Below are 13,744 nucleotides of genomic sequence, written 5' to 3' on the forward strand. Positions count from 1 at the left end.
TTCATTACACGTGGTACCACGAACAATTGAGTCATCGACCAATAGAACGTTTTTACCTTGGAATTCCAGCTCAACCGGGTTCAGCTTCTGACGTACTGATTTTTTACGCAGTTGCTGACCAGGCATAATGAAGGTACGACCGATATAACGGTTCTTCATGAAACCTTCACGGAATTTCACGCCCAGCGTATTTGCCAGTTCAAGCGCAGAAGTACGTGATGTATCTGGAATTGGAATGACCACATCGATATCATGTTCATCACCCCACTCGCGCAGGATTTTATGGGCCAGTTTCTCACCCATTTTCAGACGGGCTTTATACACTGAAATACCATCAATGATTGCATCTGGACGCGCAAAGTACACATATTCAAAGATACATGGACGGTATTCTGGCTTTGCAGCACATTGCTTGGTAAAGAAGTTCCCTTCAGAGTCAATAAAAACAGCTTCACCTGGCTCGATATCACGCTCAACTTTAAAGCCCAACGCTGTAATCGCTACAGATTCAGAAGCGATGATATATTCCATCCCGTTTTCAGTTTCACGCGAACCGTAAATCAACGGACGGATACCATTAGGATCACGGAAACCAACCACTCCTTGACCTGTAATCATGGCAACAACTGCATAACCACCTTTGCAGCGCTCATGCACGCGTGTTACGGCATGGAAGATATCTTCAGAGGTCGGTACCAGTTTGCCACGCTTCTGCAATTCGTGCGCAAATACGTTGAGCAGAACTTCTGAATCAGAATCGGTGTTCATATGACGTAAGTCAGTCTTGAACAGGTCATCATGAATTTCTTCAGCATTGGTCAGGTTACCGTTATGTGCCAGCGTAATCCCGTAAGGAGAGTTCACATAAAACGGCTGCGCTTCAGCACTACTTGAGGTACCCGCAGTTGGATAACGCACATGGCCAATACCGTAATTACCTTGTAATGCACGCATATGACGGGTATGGAATACATCACGCACCATACCAACATCTTTACGAAGGAACAGGCGACCTTCATGACAAGTTACAATCCCAGCTGCATCCTGTCCACGATGTTGTAACATCGTTAATGCATCAAACAACATTTGGTTAACAGCTGATTTACCAGCAATACCAACCACTCCACACATAGCAACCTCGCAGACAAGCTAGGATTAATAAAAAGGATTATTCGTAGACTCAGCCGATGATTTGCTTTTTACAGCAGGCTCAGCCGATACATCTGAAGATTTTCTGGAATCTTCCGACTTGATATGTTGTAGGGCTTCGTTTGCAGCATCTTTGGACATCTGGGTCGCCCATGGCGCATAAGGAAGCAAAGTCTGAATTACTTTGGACTGTTTCCAGTGTGGTGAGCTTTCTACCCACGGCCCGATTCCCTGCATGGTGATCAGGACAATCAGCAGCCCTTTCAGGCTACCAAACACCCCACCTGCAAGACGGTTTAAAGGTCCCAGTTTCAGGGTTTTCATCACACGGTTGAGCAAGAAGGTTACTATCCAGGTCAGAACCACAATCATGAGGACGATGAAAGCAAATGCTGCAATTTTTTGTACCACTGGATCTGTACTGAGAGCAGTCATGGAAGGCGCAAGTAGTGTTGAATATTTCGCTGCTACAATGAGCGCAAAAATCCAGCCAGCTAAGTTCGCAAAGGCTTTAATAAATCCTTGACGCAAACCGTTTAGCCCTCCAATGAGCAGTATAAACAGTAAAAAGATGTCAATGGCAGTCATAGAATTCAGAATGCTTCAACACAGTCTTTTACAAGTGTCGGACCTGTATATATGAGGCCACTATAAACTTGTACAAGGCTGGCACCAGCTTGCTTTTTGGCAGCGGCATCGGCACCCGAAAGAATACCACCCACACCAATCAATGGAATTTGTCCTTGCAGCACATCTGCAAAGGCTTTTAAACACGCCGTACTTTTCTCAAAGACCGGCGCACCCGACAAACCGCCTGCTTCTTCAGCATGCTCCAGACCTTCAACACCTTCACGAGACAAGGTCGTATTGGTCACAATCAAACCATCAATCTTGAATTGCAGCAATTGCTGAGCAATAAATGCAATATCTTCAGCTTCTAGGTCTGGTGCAACTTTCAAGACCAGAGGTACATAATGCTGGTTTTCTTGAGCAAGCTCAAGCTGACGGTTTTTTAGCGTTTCCAGCAGCTCAGTGAGCGCATCACCACTTTGCAGGCTACGCAGGTTTTTTGTGTTGGGAGAGGAAATATTAACAGTAATGTAGGAAGCGTAATTATATACCTTTTCCAGACAGATTAAATAATCATCAACTGCATTTTCAACCGGAGTTACAGCATTCTTGCCGATATTAATCCCCAGAACACCTTTGAATTTTGCAGCTTTAACATTTTCAATCAGTTTGTCCACGCCTTCATTATTAAAACCCATACGGTTAATAATGGCTTTCGCTTTTGGCAGACGGAACAGTCGGGGTTCCGGATTACCGGGCTGAGGACGCGGGGTAATAGTACCGATTTCAATAAAACCAAAGCCTTGACTTGCAAGGGCATCGATATAGGCACCATTTTTGTCCAACCCTGCCGCCAGACCTACCGGATTCGGAAATTCGATTCCCATACAGGTCACTGGTTTAGAAGCAACGTTTTGACGCATCATTCCCATGGCATGGGAGGATTTCAACAGTGATAGTGTCAGCTCATGTGCACGCTCTGGTGCTAAAGAAAACAACAAAGGGCGGGCTAGAGAATACAACATATCTAGAAAAGTCTACTGCTTTTTAAGTCGGCATATTATAGTCACAGCCCGGTAAAAAAACCATGCTTTGCAAATCTTTATTTTTACCGTTTATAGGACAGTCGCTGTTAATTTAATCTGTCCGGCATCACTGATAAGTTCCATTTTTTCAACAGTTAAGCCACTCTGGGCCAGCTGGGTCAGAAAATTAGCCAGTACAGAATAATTTTCATGACTGACATTGAGTAAAATTTTACCTTCCTGCTGCTGGGATGAAACCGACAACCCCTGCTGCTGGGCAGCACGCTGCACTTTTTCTGAGGCATCTAATTGCAGATCGCCTGCTGGCTTCATGGTCGCTGCATTACTCTGCATCCACACTAAAGTATCTTTTAAGGTATTCAGGCGCTTTTGCTGGGTATCCGCAGCTCTGTGCATATAAAATAGTGCTGAACCGACTGCAGCCACGATGACAAAAATCGTGGTAAAGATCACCATATAGCGTTCACGAGTACTCAGGCTATCCAGATAATCTGTAATGCGTTCAATGCGCTGGTCCAGCCGGATTTGAATATTGTCGAGCATTTTCATTATTGTATTCTCACCGATCCGATCGCACCTGCACCATTGGCCTGTACATTACCCAGTTCAACTTTAAAACCCTGCTGTGTCAGCTGACGGGTCAAAGTGCTTAATGCATCAGAAGAGTTCGCCTGCAGATCCATATTCAGACTTGAAGTATCATAACTGACCCGCTGCGCAATAATCTGGTTTTGCATTAATACCGGCCCCACCCGACTAATCAGATCAAAAGCCTGAGTATTCGCCACCTGACTTAAACGCATCTGCCCTTCAAACTGGCTTTTGATATTCTGCTCGTTTACAGGATAGTTCTGACCAAACCAGTATTTGAACTGATCAATCGCTTGAGAAGCAGTCTGATTGGCAATCTTTTTATATTGATACCAGCGCACAGCATCATAACTAAACTGCAGCACCAGAATACCAAAAAACACAGCAGCACAGGCTTTCCAGTAACCGGAAACTGGCGTATCTGACTTGGCTTTAGGCAAGACATTAAAAGGATGCTGTTTGGCTTTTTTCAGCTGGGGAAGGCTGTACTGAAACGACTCAACCTGATCATGGGTAACAACAGCTTCCAGACTACGCAGCTGAGCGTCATTCAGGTTACTCACCTTGTAATTTACATCTTTAGGCTGATAATCCAGATAAAGACTCAGGTCATCCACCGAATGACCCACATATTCCGATTCGCGAACCAGTAGTCGCCCAGCAAGTTCCGCCAATACACGTTGATTTTCTTCTGGAACAGGCAGGACCAGAAAATCTGGCAATAATGCCGTGACCTTGACCGGAAGAAGGTTCAATACATGCTGCATGGTTTCTACAGTTGAATTGGAAATTCCCAATACACTGAGCTGATCGGGCTGCTGAAAATGATGAAGCACCTTCATCGCATCAACCGGTAGAATGACATATTCCTCCAGCAGATACTTGATTGCCTCCTGCCCCATTTTCTTATATTGGGCTTTGGACATGCTCTGCTGCAAAATCTGCACATGACGACTCGGGAAAAAGACCGTTGCCTCTACCCCATGTTGCCCCTGGATTTCCTGAATCAGTTGCTCAAGTGTATCTGCACTTTTCCAGAATTCCCCATCTGACCATTGCCAAACCCCATTGGCTTCTGGCATCCATAAATACAACATCGATTGTGTTCTGCCGTTTTAATAGTTTTTTATACTGTTGGAATAAAGCTTTTTAACTGTGTCGATAAACCTGCTGCAATCACTGCCTGATCATAAATGCGAGCTTCTGACAAATGAAAAGGATGGAAAGACTCCGCTGTCAGAATGGAAGCAATATGTGCCACCACATTCATATGGCAAACCACGACAATTGATTCATACGGTAACTGAGACAACCACTCCACAGCCACTTTGGCATCATCATCCGGCTTAATGGTATTACAGATCACCACTGGTACATCTTTATAGAAAGCCTGCAAATGCGCCAGAGTTTCCTGAGCACGAAGCAAAGGACTTACTACAAAGACTTCAGGTTTAACGACATCTTTCAGGTATTGAGCAGTCTGTTCTGCCTGTAGATGTCCACGTTCGGTCAAAGGACGCTTGGTGTCGTTACCATTTACCGGAGGAGCTGCTTCGCCATGACGCACGAGTGTCAGTTGCATACCATTTCCCTATTCGTTCATTCAAGCTGCTGATCAGGTCATAATATGAGACTGATCATACAGTTCCATCACTTATAAATCAGACTTGATGATGTGGCAAGACAAATTCCACATCACTGCGATGACCATTTTTCATTAAAGACACTGCAATACTCATCGGCGGTGCACCTTCAAAGATCACAGCATACAGTGCACAAGTAATTGGCATGTATACATCCAGTTCTTCTGAACGTGATTTTACCTGTACAATAGTATTAATCCCTTCCGCCGTCTGACCCAGTTCAGTAGTTGCCTGTTCCAGAGTTTTACCTTTACCCAGCGCATAACCAACCTGATAGTTTCGGCTTAACGGACTATTACAGGTAGCGAATAAATCACCTACACCCGATAGCCCCAGGAAGGTCAATGGATTCGCACCAAGCTTCACCGCAAAACGGCTCATTTCTGCCAAGGCACGGGTCAGAATCATACTCTTGGTATTTTCACCGACGTTATAGGCGGCTGCCATCCCCATTGCGACTGCATAAATATTTTTCAGCGCACCACCAAGCTCTACCCCATGTACGTCATCGCTGGCAAAGACACGGAATAAAGCACTGTGCAAAGCTTGCTGTACTGCATAACGCACCAGTTCAGAATCACTTGCAATCACAGTCCCTGCTGGCTGGCCCGCCACAATTTCCTTCGCCAGGTTCGGGCCTGAAAGGACCCCATAAGGCACTTCAGGTAATTCTTCCCGGATGATATCACTCATAAAACTAAAGGTTTTCGCTTCAATACCTTTGGTCAGTGAAATCACGGCCTGAGAGCTAATAAAAGGCTTAATCTGCTTCAGTACATCACGGAAGGAATGACTTGGAATTGCCACCAGAATAATGTCACGATCACGTACTGCTTTTTCTAAGTCTGAAACTGCCAGCAATGCAGGCTCGAGCTGAAAATCTGGCAGGTAACGCTTGTTCATATGCGTGGCATTAATATCCGCAGCCGTGGCTTCATCACGAATCCAGATCATGGTGTCGCAGCCATTGCGTACTGCAGTATTTGCCATTGCTGTACCAAAACTACCACCACCCAACACTGTAATTCGCAATGCAGTCTTACGATCAATTTCTACAGGTTCAACCAGATCTGAAAATTTTAATTCTGACATGTGTTTCTAATATCCTTATCTAGCCAAATTAATGTGATGGATTCCACTGGCTGACAAATGCTTCTGTATGGATTTCTGCACGTGGCGCAATAGTTTTTGCCGCAGTTCCAATATAAATGATGCCTGAAACCAGATCATCACCTGAAATTCCTAAAGCCTGTTTAAAGTATAGAGATTCTACTACAGCACCACTACGCCACATGGTCGAAAAACCTTGAGCTTGCAGAGACAATAAGAAATTCTGAATTGCGGCACCAGAGCTCAGAATCTGCTCAAAATGCGGCACCTTGGGATGATCCTTTAAACGGGTCAAAGCCAGAACCAGTAAAGGTGCACGGAAAGGATGATGTTTTACCCGCTCAATCTGAGCAGCTTCAGTTTGACCCAGATCGATTAATGCCTGAGACAATAACTCACCAAAAGCTTCACGCTTATCATCTGGAATAACTACAAATTCAGTAGGTTTTAAACGGTGATGATCTGGTGCAGTCAGTGCAGCCTGAAAGGCTATTTCCAGCTGTTCAGCATTGGGTGCCGGGGCAATCAGCTGACCAATAGATTGACGTTGATGAATATTCTGATGAACGATTTCGATCGTTGATTCGGTCATTGCCTTGTATTTCTATACTTAAAAACTGTATTCAAGATTAGCATATTCATCTTGGGATTCTCTATATCCTTCATTTTTATTCTTCTTGCTCAGATACATTTAGCTCACTGTTTTCGTTTCTGATAACAATCATTAAATAGCGTTTACGAGAATGACATGGCTAATACTGAAAATTTCCAAATTTATACATGCTGTACAAATTCTAAAGATTATTATGTGATTAATTATACGATTATCTGATCTTGACGGGTTTTTAGACATGACAAAAATATTAACAATGGGTGCAGCTATTGCCACTGCACTCGCTCTGACTGCGTGTAGTACTAATCCAACCAACACAACTGCAATCCGCAAAGAAAATAATCAATTCGAAGTTACCGGATTAGGTAAGACCCAAGTCATTGCCAAAAATAATGCCGTAAACGCCGCCTCTAAAACATGTGGTTCACGATCAACAGCTATTATTGTAGATGAACAGTCCACTTATGATGGCGCACTGAAAGGCGTGGTAGATGAGCAGACCGGGCAGATCATTCAGGCTGCTGCCACAGTACTTGGTAATATTGCAGGTACAGGCAATAGCATCAATTCAGATGATGACTACCAAACTACCCTGACTTTCCGTTGCCAGTCTAACTAAAGCCTTTTTAACTAGCTAAAAAAAACCGCTCATTGAGCGGTTTTTTACGAACTGGAAATTAGCAATAGCCTTCCAGGCGGGTCAATGGTAATTTTTGACCAATCGCTTTTTCAATTTCTGGCAGATAGAACGCATCATCTTCCGAAAGGAAACTGATACTGACACCACGAGTCCCGGCCCGTCCAGTACGACCAATACGGTGTACATAATCATCAGACTGTTCTGGCAGGGTAAAGTTTACTACATGCGATACACCATCCACATGAATACCACGACCTGCTACATCAGTTGCGATCATGATATTGTGTTTTCCATTTTTAAACTGGTCCAGCATTTTTAAGCGCTTGTCTTGGGCAATTTCACCAGACAGCATCACCACTTTATAGTTGTCACGTTTCAGATGATCATAGAGTTTACGCACCTGATCACGACGGTTGGCAAAAATCATGACCTTCTCAATCGGTTCATCACGCAAAATGTCTTGTAGCAGTTTATATTTATCTGCCTTGGCAACCATATATACACGTTGTTCAACGTCCGCATTGGTTTTCTTTTCTGGCTCAATTTCAACCGTTACGGGTTCAAATAACCACTGTTGTGCCAGATTCAATACGTCATAGCTAAAAGTTGCCGAGAACATCAAAGTTTGGCGCTGTTCCTTACGTGGCGAGAAACGTACGATACGTTTCACTGAAGGGATAAAGCCCATATCCAGCAGGCGGTCTGCTTCATCAATCACCAGGAATTCAATCTGATCTAACCAAACTTCTTTTTGTTCAACAAAGTCAATCAAGCGACCTGGAGTAGCAACCATGATGTCCACAGGTGCCTTATCGAGCTGTGCTTTTTGCTTGTCAAAATCCACACCACCAAGCAGCGTCACGACGCTCAGATCAGTAAACTTGGTCAGCTCATGCGCATCACTTTCGATTTGTAGTGCAAGTTCACGAGTCGGTGCCAGAATCAGTGCACGTGGCTCACCACGGTAACGCTGTTCCTGAACAGGATTATTTAATAGATCATTGATGATACTCACCAGGAAGGCCGCTGTTTTGCCCGTACCCGTTTGCGCACGACCAATTGCATCGTGACCTGCCAATGTGAATTTTAAAACCTTCTCCTGAATAGGCGTCATAGAAGAAAAGCCTAAAGCATCAATCGCTTGTTTTAGATTAGGATGTAAATTTAAGGTTTCAAAACCAGATGACATAAAGCGGTGCTCTAAATAGATAATCACTAAGATACAGACAGTATAAACAAAAAACGCCCCAATTTATATTGGGGCGTTTTATTAGCTTAATCCGAAGATTAGTCTAATGGTTGAACTTCTTCAGCCTGGAAGCCTTTTTGGCCTTTTACAACACTGAATTCAACACGTTGGCCATCACGAAGTGAACGGTGACCGTCACCTTGGATTGCACGGAAATGAACGAATACGTCATCACCACCATTGCGTTGAATAAAGCCGAAGCCTTTAGTATCGTTAAACCACTTAACTACGCCTTGTTCGCGAGCAGCTGTCATAAGTTAATCCTCGTTGTACCGAAAAGAAGGACCACCCGGTGTTGCAAACAGCAGAGCAAACAAGTTTGAAAATATTATTTTTAAGCTTGTAATCATTCTGTAAAACTATTAACAAAATCCCGGTTACATCCATTTATTTGCAGGATGAAAAACAATCAATTTGTTTATCTAAAATCCCACTAACTCATCGAGCTTAACATGGGTTTATAACAATTAATAGCCTTTTTTTAGGTTTGTTCTAATTGATTTCGCTATTTTTTTCAGAAATTTGCATAAGGTTTTTTTAATTATTATTTCGTTTATATTTTTTTAAAAAAGTTGGGATTTGGCATCCTATTTGCTAATATTTAGACCCCTTTTAAAATCGAATGAATATTACGGAAATGATTGACAACGCAGATCAGATTCGCACCGTCGATGCCATGGGTAAACCCTGTCCTATGCCGCTATTGATGTTAAAGCGTGCCCTGAAAAGCCATCCCGGCGAAACCTTTCTGCTGAAATCATCAGATCCACACAGCCAGATTGATGTTTCGCGTTACTGTGAGTTAAATCAGCTGAAGTATGATATGCAACAAATTTCCGACGTGGAGTTTCACTACATAATTGAATCTTAAAAATTTTCAATTAAACTATTTATCTCCACATTCGTATAAAAGTTTACATATCTCTACCCAAATATCCATCATTTGACTGGAGATTGGATTAACATAAATCTTAGATTTGGGAATGATCCCGTTATTCCTCAAGGAGAACACATGAGTGACAGCAGCAATCAATTGATGCCCCTGTCATTATCGGCGCCAGGTGTCAATCTCGGTGCTTATATTAGTACTGTCAATCAGATTCCTATTTTAACTGCCGAACAAGAAAAAGAGTTGGCAGACCGATATTTCTATGACCAGGATCTAGATGCAGCAAAAATGCTGGTGATGTCCCACCTGCGTTTTGTAGTCCATATTGCACGTAGTTATGCAGGTTATGGCCTGCCTCAAGGTGACCTGATTCAGGAAGGTAACCTTGGCTTAATGAAAGCGGTTAAACGCTTTGACCCGAATATGGGTGTTCGTCTTGTTTCCTTTGCCGTGCACTGGATTAAGGCTGAAATCCACGAATATGTAATCCGTAACTGGCGTATTGTCAAAATTGCGACAACTAAAGCCCAGCGCAAACTGTTCTTTAACCTGCGTAGTCTGAAAAAGTCATCTAAAAAGCTGACCTTAGATGAAGCTCGATCAATTGCCAGTGACCTGAATGTGACCCCCGAACAGGTTCTGGAAATGGAAGGTCGATTGACTGCCTATGATGCAGCATTTGAAGCTTCAGGTGATGATGACGATGAAGGTTCAGGTCATGTCGCTCCAGCGCTGTATCTGGAAGATAACCGTTATGATCCGGCACGTCTGATTGAAAATGAAGATTATGAAGAACAAAGTACAGCTGCCCTGCACGATGCCATGGAACAACTAGATGACCGTTCACGTAACATCTTGCAGCGTCGCTGGCTGGATGATGAAAAATCTACCCTGCATGAGCTTGCCGCAGAATATAATGTTTCTGCCGAACGTATTCGTCAGCTGGAAAAGAATGCCATGGAAAAAATTAAAGTTGCGATGTCTTCCAACTAGATTTCATGTCCTGTATAAAGCCTTCAGATCTGAAGGCTTTTTTGTCTTTTAAGACGGTGTTTCAACCCGTACTTTTATGCTAAGGTTAAGCGCAAAATTTACAGGAAGATCAGTTCAGATGTGGATTGCAATTTCAGCGATTAACCTGGCCCTTGCCGTAATGCTGGGTGCTTTTGGTGCGCATGGCTTGAAAGCACGTGCAACTGAAGCACAGCTTGGCTGGTGGCAGACTGCAACCGATTACTTTTTCTATCATGCGCTGGGCTTGTTGCTGTTAGGCATTCTGGCAAAAGTGATTCCACAGTTGCCGATTAAACCAAGTTTCATTTTGATTCAATTGGGCATTTTACTGTTCAGTGGTTCACTTTATATTATGGCACTTGGTTTACCGCGTGGTTTGGGTGCAATTACCCCGATCGGAGGCGCACTGATGATCGCAGGCTGGCTGGCCCTGGCCTGGAATGCATTTAAATATATCAAGTAAGAACTGATCAAATTCAGAGGGTGCCAAAATGAACATCTATATCAATGGCGAACAACAACAGACTGACTGCACCACCTTAATGGAACTGGTTCAGCACCTTGCGCTTGAAGGTAAGCGCTATGCCGTTGAAGTCAATGAAATGATCGTTCCCAAAAGTAGACTGGCAGCAACGCCAATCTGTGAGGCAGACAAAATCGAAATCATTCACGCTGTCGGTGGCGGCTAAGGTTCGGAAATACTATGCAAGATTTACTTCAAATTGGCTCACGCCAGTTCCAGTCACGTCTGTTAGTTGGTACAGGAAAATATAAAGACTTACAGGAAACAGATCAGGCAATTCAGGCGAGTGGTGCTGAAATTGTTACGGTTGCAATCCGTCGCGTGAATATCGGTCAGCATCCAGACCAGCCGAATCTACTATCCGTGATTCCACCCGAAAAATATACCATTCTGCCTAACACCGCTGGCTGTTTTGATGCTAACAGTGCTATACGCACCTGTATGCTGGCACGTGAACTGCTGGATGGTCATAACCTGGTAAAACTGGAAGTTCTGGGTGATGAAAAAACCTTATATCCAAATATCACTGAAACTTTAAAAGCAGCACGCACCCTGATTGATGATGGTTTTGAAATTATGGTGTATACGTCAGATGATCCAATCGTGGCGCAGGAACTGGAAAGCATGGGTTGTGTTGCGATCATGCCTTTGGGAAGTCTGATCGGCTCAGGTCTGGGAATTCTTAATCCTCATACCATTTCTATCATTAAGGAAAATGCCAAAGTGCCTGTACTAGTCGATGCTGGTGTCGGCACAGCCAGTGATGCAGCAATTGCGATGGAACTCGGTTGTGATGGTGTGTTGATGAATACAGCCATTGCAGCAGCACAGAATCCAGTCTTAATGGCATCTGCCATGCGTAAAGCAGTAGAAGCTGGTCGTGAAGCATTCTTAGCGGGTCGCATGCCACGTAAGCGTATGGCCAATGCCAGCTCGCCTGAGACAGGTTATTTCTTTAAATAAATTCGTTGATAAGAAAATTAAGTGCAAAAATAAAGGACTCAATCGAGTCCTTTATTGATTTGCTGCGGTGTATTAAGGAATCAATCCTTCATCACGCATAGCAATCTGTACTGACTGACGCTCTGCGACCTTATTACGAATGTGAATGATATTTTTATAAGGTGTCAAATCGTGTTCGATATGATTTGACCAGTTAGTAAGTACAAACAGATAAGCATCTGCTGGTCCAAAGTTATCATCCACCAGGTAATCATTGTCTGATTCACCAATGGCTTTATCAATGTAACTTAATAAGCGGTCAATTTCTGCATACGCCTTTTTCTTGGCTTCCTCATCCATTGGCGCACCAAAGAACACTGCATAAGCATCATGTAATTCTGAGTTTAGGTAACCTAACCATTCCAGGACTTTGGCACGTCCCATACCTGATGGAGGAATTAAATCTTGTTTTGGATCGTGTTGTGCCAGAAATGGAAGAATCGCAACGTTCTCAGTCAGAATCAGGCCCGGGTTAATTTCCAGTGCTGGAACATAGCCTTTTGGATTGATCTCGTAATAATCTGTGCCTTTCTCAGTTTTATGTGTTTTTAAATCAACACGTTCCAAATCAAAATCAACATTAATTTCATTTAAAATAATATGTGCTGCCAACGAGCATGCACCAGGTGCATAGTAAAGCTTCATTTCTGATCCTTGTTATCTACTTCTCAATGTTTTAAATCGCTTCTAACAAACTTTCAAGTGATCAAACCTGTAAATTGCAAAAAAGCGTAACTGCCGCCAAAAGACATTTACTTCTTCAATATTGAGTATATTCCAGACATTTTCAAGTCATTCTTGTGTGGATTTTTATACCAGGACGATTAAGATACGCGGGGTTAAAAGTGAAATGATGAAATTCTGTGATAAGTCTGAAAAAAGAAGAATGGTTTTCCAATATCCGCACTGATGTTCTGGCTGGCCTGGTGGTCGGATTAGCCCTCATTCCAGAATCGATTGCGTTTTCTGCCATTGCTGGTGTCGATCCCCAAGTCGGTCTATATGCATCCTTCTGTATCGCGGTATCTATTGCTTTCTTCGGTGGTCGCCCAGCAATGATCTCGGCAGCAACTGGTGCGATGGCACTCCTCATGATTACTTTGGTCAAGGAACATGGTCTGCAATACTTACTGGCTGCCACTGTATTAACCGGGATTATTCAGGTAATTGCCGGTTCATTTAAAGTTGCCAAATTGATGCGCTTTGTTTCGCAATCAGTGGTCTATGGCTTCTTGAATGCCTTGGCAATTCTGATTTTTGTTGCGCAAATCCCGGAAATGCAAAAAATGGATGCGACCGGTTATCTGTTTGTTGCGATCGGTTTGGCAATTATCTATTTATTTCCTTATCTTCCGAAAATTGGTAAAACCATCCCTTCTCCACTGATCTGTATTATCGTCCTCAGCGGTCTGGCTCTTGTCCTCGGATCAGATATGCGTACCGTGAGTGACTTAGGGCATTTTCCAGATACCTTACCAGTTTTCTTGATTCCAGAAATTCCGCTGAACTTTGAAACACTACAAATTATTTTTCCCTATTCAGCGACTTTGGCCACTGTCGGTTTACTTGAGACCATGATGACCACCACTGTAGTCGATGAAGTCACCGATTCTGAAAGTGACCGCCATCAGGAATGCCGTGGTCAGGGTATGGCCAATATCGTCAGCGGTTTTATGGGTGGAATGGCCGGTTGTGCCATGATTGG

Annotated in this window: 18 protein-coding genes; 7 read left to right on the forward strand and 11 right to left on the reverse strand. The window is 43.4% G+C overall.

What is annotated here, in order from left to right:
• The 8 genes from purF to B4033_RS06170 form a co-directional block, all read right to left on the reverse strand.
• On the reverse strand, positions 1–1,131 hold a 1,131-nt coding region (gene purF / locus B4033_RS06135), incomplete at its 3' end, for an amidophosphoribosyltransferase (protein WP_286832712.1).
• 24 nt (positions 1,132–1,155) lie between these two features.
• On the reverse strand, positions 1,156–1,737 hold the full coding sequence (locus B4033_RS06140) for a CvpA family protein (RefSeq protein ID WP_004812336.1): 582 nt from the start codon (positions 1,735–1,737) through the stop codon (positions 1,156–1,158).
• A gap of 5 nt (positions 1,738–1,742) precedes the next feature.
• The gene (locus tag B4033_RS06145; protein ID WP_004812335.1) at positions 1,743–2,744 is read right to left on the reverse strand and encodes a quinone-dependent dihydroorotate dehydrogenase; all 1,002 of its coding nucleotides are present in this window, start codon (positions 2,742–2,744) and stop codon (positions 1,743–1,745) included.
• 90 nt (positions 2,745–2,834) lie between these two features.
• Positions 2,835–3,314, reverse strand: a complete 480-nt coding sequence (gene gspM / locus B4033_RS06150) for a type II secretion system protein GspM (RefSeq protein WP_071320483.1) — start codon at positions 3,312–3,314, stop codon at positions 2,835–2,837.
• The gene (gene gspL, locus B4033_RS06155; protein ID WP_286832716.1) at positions 3,314–4,453 is read right to left on the reverse strand and encodes a type II secretion system protein GspL; all 1,140 of its coding nucleotides are present in this window, start codon (positions 4,451–4,453) and stop codon (positions 3,314–3,316) included. The genes gspM and gspL overlap by 1 nt, the downstream gene beginning before the upstream one ends.
• A gap of 29 nt (positions 4,454–4,482) precedes the next feature.
• Positions 4,483–4,938 carry a phosphoglycerate mutase family protein gene (locus B4033_RS06160; RefSeq protein WP_111810428.1) on the reverse strand — a complete coding sequence of 152 codons (456 nt, stop codon included), beginning with the start codon at positions 4,936–4,938 and terminating at the stop codon, positions 4,483–4,485.
• A gap of 79 nt (positions 4,939–5,017) precedes the next feature.
• Entirely contained in the window at positions 5,018–6,091 is a 1,074-nt protein-coding gene (locus B4033_RS06165; protein ID WP_005221617.1) for an NAD(P)H-dependent glycerol-3-phosphate dehydrogenase, read from the reverse strand.
• A 28-nt stretch (positions 6,092–6,119) separates the two neighbouring features.
• A complete protein-coding gene (locus B4033_RS06170; RefSeq protein ID WP_004894177.1) occupies positions 6,120–6,701 on the reverse strand; it encodes a nitroreductase family protein in 582 nt (193 codons plus the stop codon).
• Between the two features lie 259 nt (positions 6,702–6,960).
• Here B4033_RS06170 and B4033_RS06175 point away from each other — a divergent pair, with 259 nt between their 5' ends.
• Positions 6,961–7,341 (forward strand): hypothetical protein, encoded by a 381-nt coding sequence (locus tag B4033_RS06175; RefSeq protein WP_004812322.1) that lies wholly within the window; start codon positions 6,961–6,963, stop codon positions 7,339–7,341.
• Between the two features lie 58 nt (positions 7,342–7,399).
• Here B4033_RS06175 and rhlB read toward each other — a convergent pair whose 3' ends face one another.
• A complete protein-coding gene (gene rhlB / locus B4033_RS06180; RefSeq protein ID WP_004812320.1) occupies positions 7,400–8,551 on the reverse strand; it encodes an ATP-dependent RNA helicase RhlB in 1,152 nt (383 codons plus the stop codon).
• Positions 8,552–8,649: 98 nt separating this feature from the next.
• Positions 8,650–8,865, reverse strand: coding sequence for a cold-shock protein (locus tag B4033_RS06185; protein ID WP_004280099.1), 216 nt, complete (start codon positions 8,863–8,865; stop codon positions 8,650–8,652).
• Positions 8,866–9,248: 383 nt separating this feature from the next.
• Here B4033_RS06185 and B4033_RS06190 point away from each other — a divergent pair, with 383 nt between their 5' ends.
• The 5 genes from B4033_RS06190 to B4033_RS06210 all read left to right on the forward strand — a co-directional run bounded on the left by B4033_RS06190 (position 9,249) and on the right by B4033_RS06210 (position 12,000).
• Positions 9,249–9,482, forward strand: a complete 234-nt coding sequence (locus B4033_RS06190; RefSeq protein ID WP_180184269.1) for a sulfurtransferase TusA family protein — start codon at positions 9,249–9,251, stop codon at positions 9,480–9,482.
• Positions 9,483–9,623: 141 nt separating this feature from the next.
• Positions 9,624–10,493, forward strand: coding sequence for an RNA polymerase sigma factor RpoH (rpoH, locus tag B4033_RS06195; protein ID WP_004812317.1), 870 nt, complete (start codon positions 9,624–9,626; stop codon positions 10,491–10,493).
• Positions 10,494–10,611: 118 nt separating this feature from the next.
• Positions 10,612–10,977: a DUF423 domain-containing protein gene (locus B4033_RS06200; RefSeq protein WP_286832718.1), complete on the forward strand. Its 366-nt coding sequence runs from the start codon at positions 10,612–10,614 to the stop codon at positions 10,975–10,977.
• A gap of 28 nt (positions 10,978–11,005) precedes the next feature.
• Positions 11,006–11,203 (forward strand): sulfur carrier protein ThiS, encoded by a 198-nt coding sequence (thiS, locus tag B4033_RS06205; RefSeq protein WP_004812315.1) that lies wholly within the window; start codon positions 11,006–11,008, stop codon positions 11,201–11,203.
• Positions 11,204–11,217: 14 nt separating this feature from the next.
• The gene (locus B4033_RS06210; RefSeq protein WP_103800052.1) at positions 11,218–12,000 is read left to right on the forward strand and encodes a thiazole synthase; all 783 of its coding nucleotides are present in this window, start codon (positions 11,218–11,220) and stop codon (positions 11,998–12,000) included.
• A 72-nt stretch (positions 12,001–12,072) separates the two neighbouring features.
• Here the strand turns inward: B4033_RS06210 and B4033_RS06215 are convergent, their stop codons facing one another.
• Positions 12,073–12,684, reverse strand: coding sequence for a glutathione binding-like protein (locus B4033_RS06215; RefSeq protein WP_004812313.1), 612 nt, complete (start codon positions 12,682–12,684; stop codon positions 12,073–12,075).
• Positions 12,685–12,902: 218 nt separating this feature from the next.
• On the opposite strand from B4033_RS06215, the gene B4033_RS06220 reads away from it, so the two are divergent.
• Positions 12,903–13,744 (forward strand): SulP family inorganic anion transporter (locus B4033_RS06220; protein WP_286832721.1); only part of this gene is annotated, 842 nt, incomplete at its 3' end.

Source organism: Acinetobacter sp. UBA3132 (assembly GCF_002364825.1).
GTDB classification, from domain to species: Bacteria; Pseudomonadota; Gammaproteobacteria; order Pseudomonadales; family Moraxellaceae; genus Acinetobacter; species Acinetobacter schindleri.

Coding starts and splice junctions, on each gene's coding strand:
- B4033_RS06140 (WP_004812336.1), bottom strand. CDS start 1,737: ATGACTGCCATTGACATCTTTTTACTGTTTATACTGCTCATTGGAGGG.
- B4033_RS06145 (WP_004812335.1), bottom strand. CDS start 2,744: ATGTTGTATTCTCTAGCCCGCCCTTTGTTGTTTTCTTTAGCACCAGAG.
- gspM (WP_071320483.1), bottom strand. CDS start 3,314: ATGAAAATGCTCGACAATATTCAAATCCGGCTGGACCAGCGCATTGAA.
- gspL (WP_286832716.1), bottom strand. CDS start 4,453: ATGTTGTATTTATGGATGCCAGAAGCCAATGGGGTTTGGCAATGGTCA.
- B4033_RS06160 (WP_111810428.1), bottom strand. CDS start 4,938: ATGCAACTGACACTCGTGCGTCATGGCGAAGCAGCTCCTCCGGTAAAT.
- B4033_RS06165 (WP_005221617.1), bottom strand. CDS start 6,091: ATGTCAGAATTAAAATTTTCAGATCTGGTTGAACCTGTAGAAATTGAT.
- B4033_RS06170 (WP_004894177.1), bottom strand. CDS start 6,701: ATGACCGAATCAACGATCGAAATCGTTCATCAGAATATTCATCAACGT.
- B4033_RS06175 (WP_004812322.1), top strand. CDS start 6,961: ATGACAAAAATATTAACAATGGGTGCAGCTATTGCCACTGCACTCGCT.
- rhlB (WP_004812320.1), bottom strand. CDS start 8,551: ATGTCATCTGGTTTTGAAACCTTAAATTTACATCCTAATCTAAAACAA.
- B4033_RS06185 (WP_004280099.1), bottom strand. CDS start 8,865: ATGACAGCTGCTCGCGAACAAGGCGTAGTTAAGTGGTTTAACGATACT.
- B4033_RS06190 (WP_180184269.1), top strand. CDS start 9,249: ATGATTGACAACGCAGATCAGATTCGCACCGTCGATGCCATGGGTAAA.
- rpoH (WP_004812317.1), top strand. CDS start 9,624: ATGAGTGACAGCAGCAATCAATTGATGCCCCTGTCATTATCGGCGCCA.
- B4033_RS06200 (WP_286832718.1), top strand. CDS start 10,612: ATGTGGATTGCAATTTCAGCGATTAACCTGGCCCTTGCCGTAATGCTG.
- thiS (WP_004812315.1), top strand. CDS start 11,006: ATGAACATCTATATCAATGGCGAACAACAACAGACTGACTGCACCACC.
- B4033_RS06210 (WP_103800052.1), top strand. CDS start 11,218: ATGCAAGATTTACTTCAAATTGGCTCACGCCAGTTCCAGTCACGTCTG.
- B4033_RS06215 (WP_004812313.1), bottom strand. CDS start 12,684: ATGAAGCTTTACTATGCACCTGGTGCATGCTCGTTGGCAGCACATATT.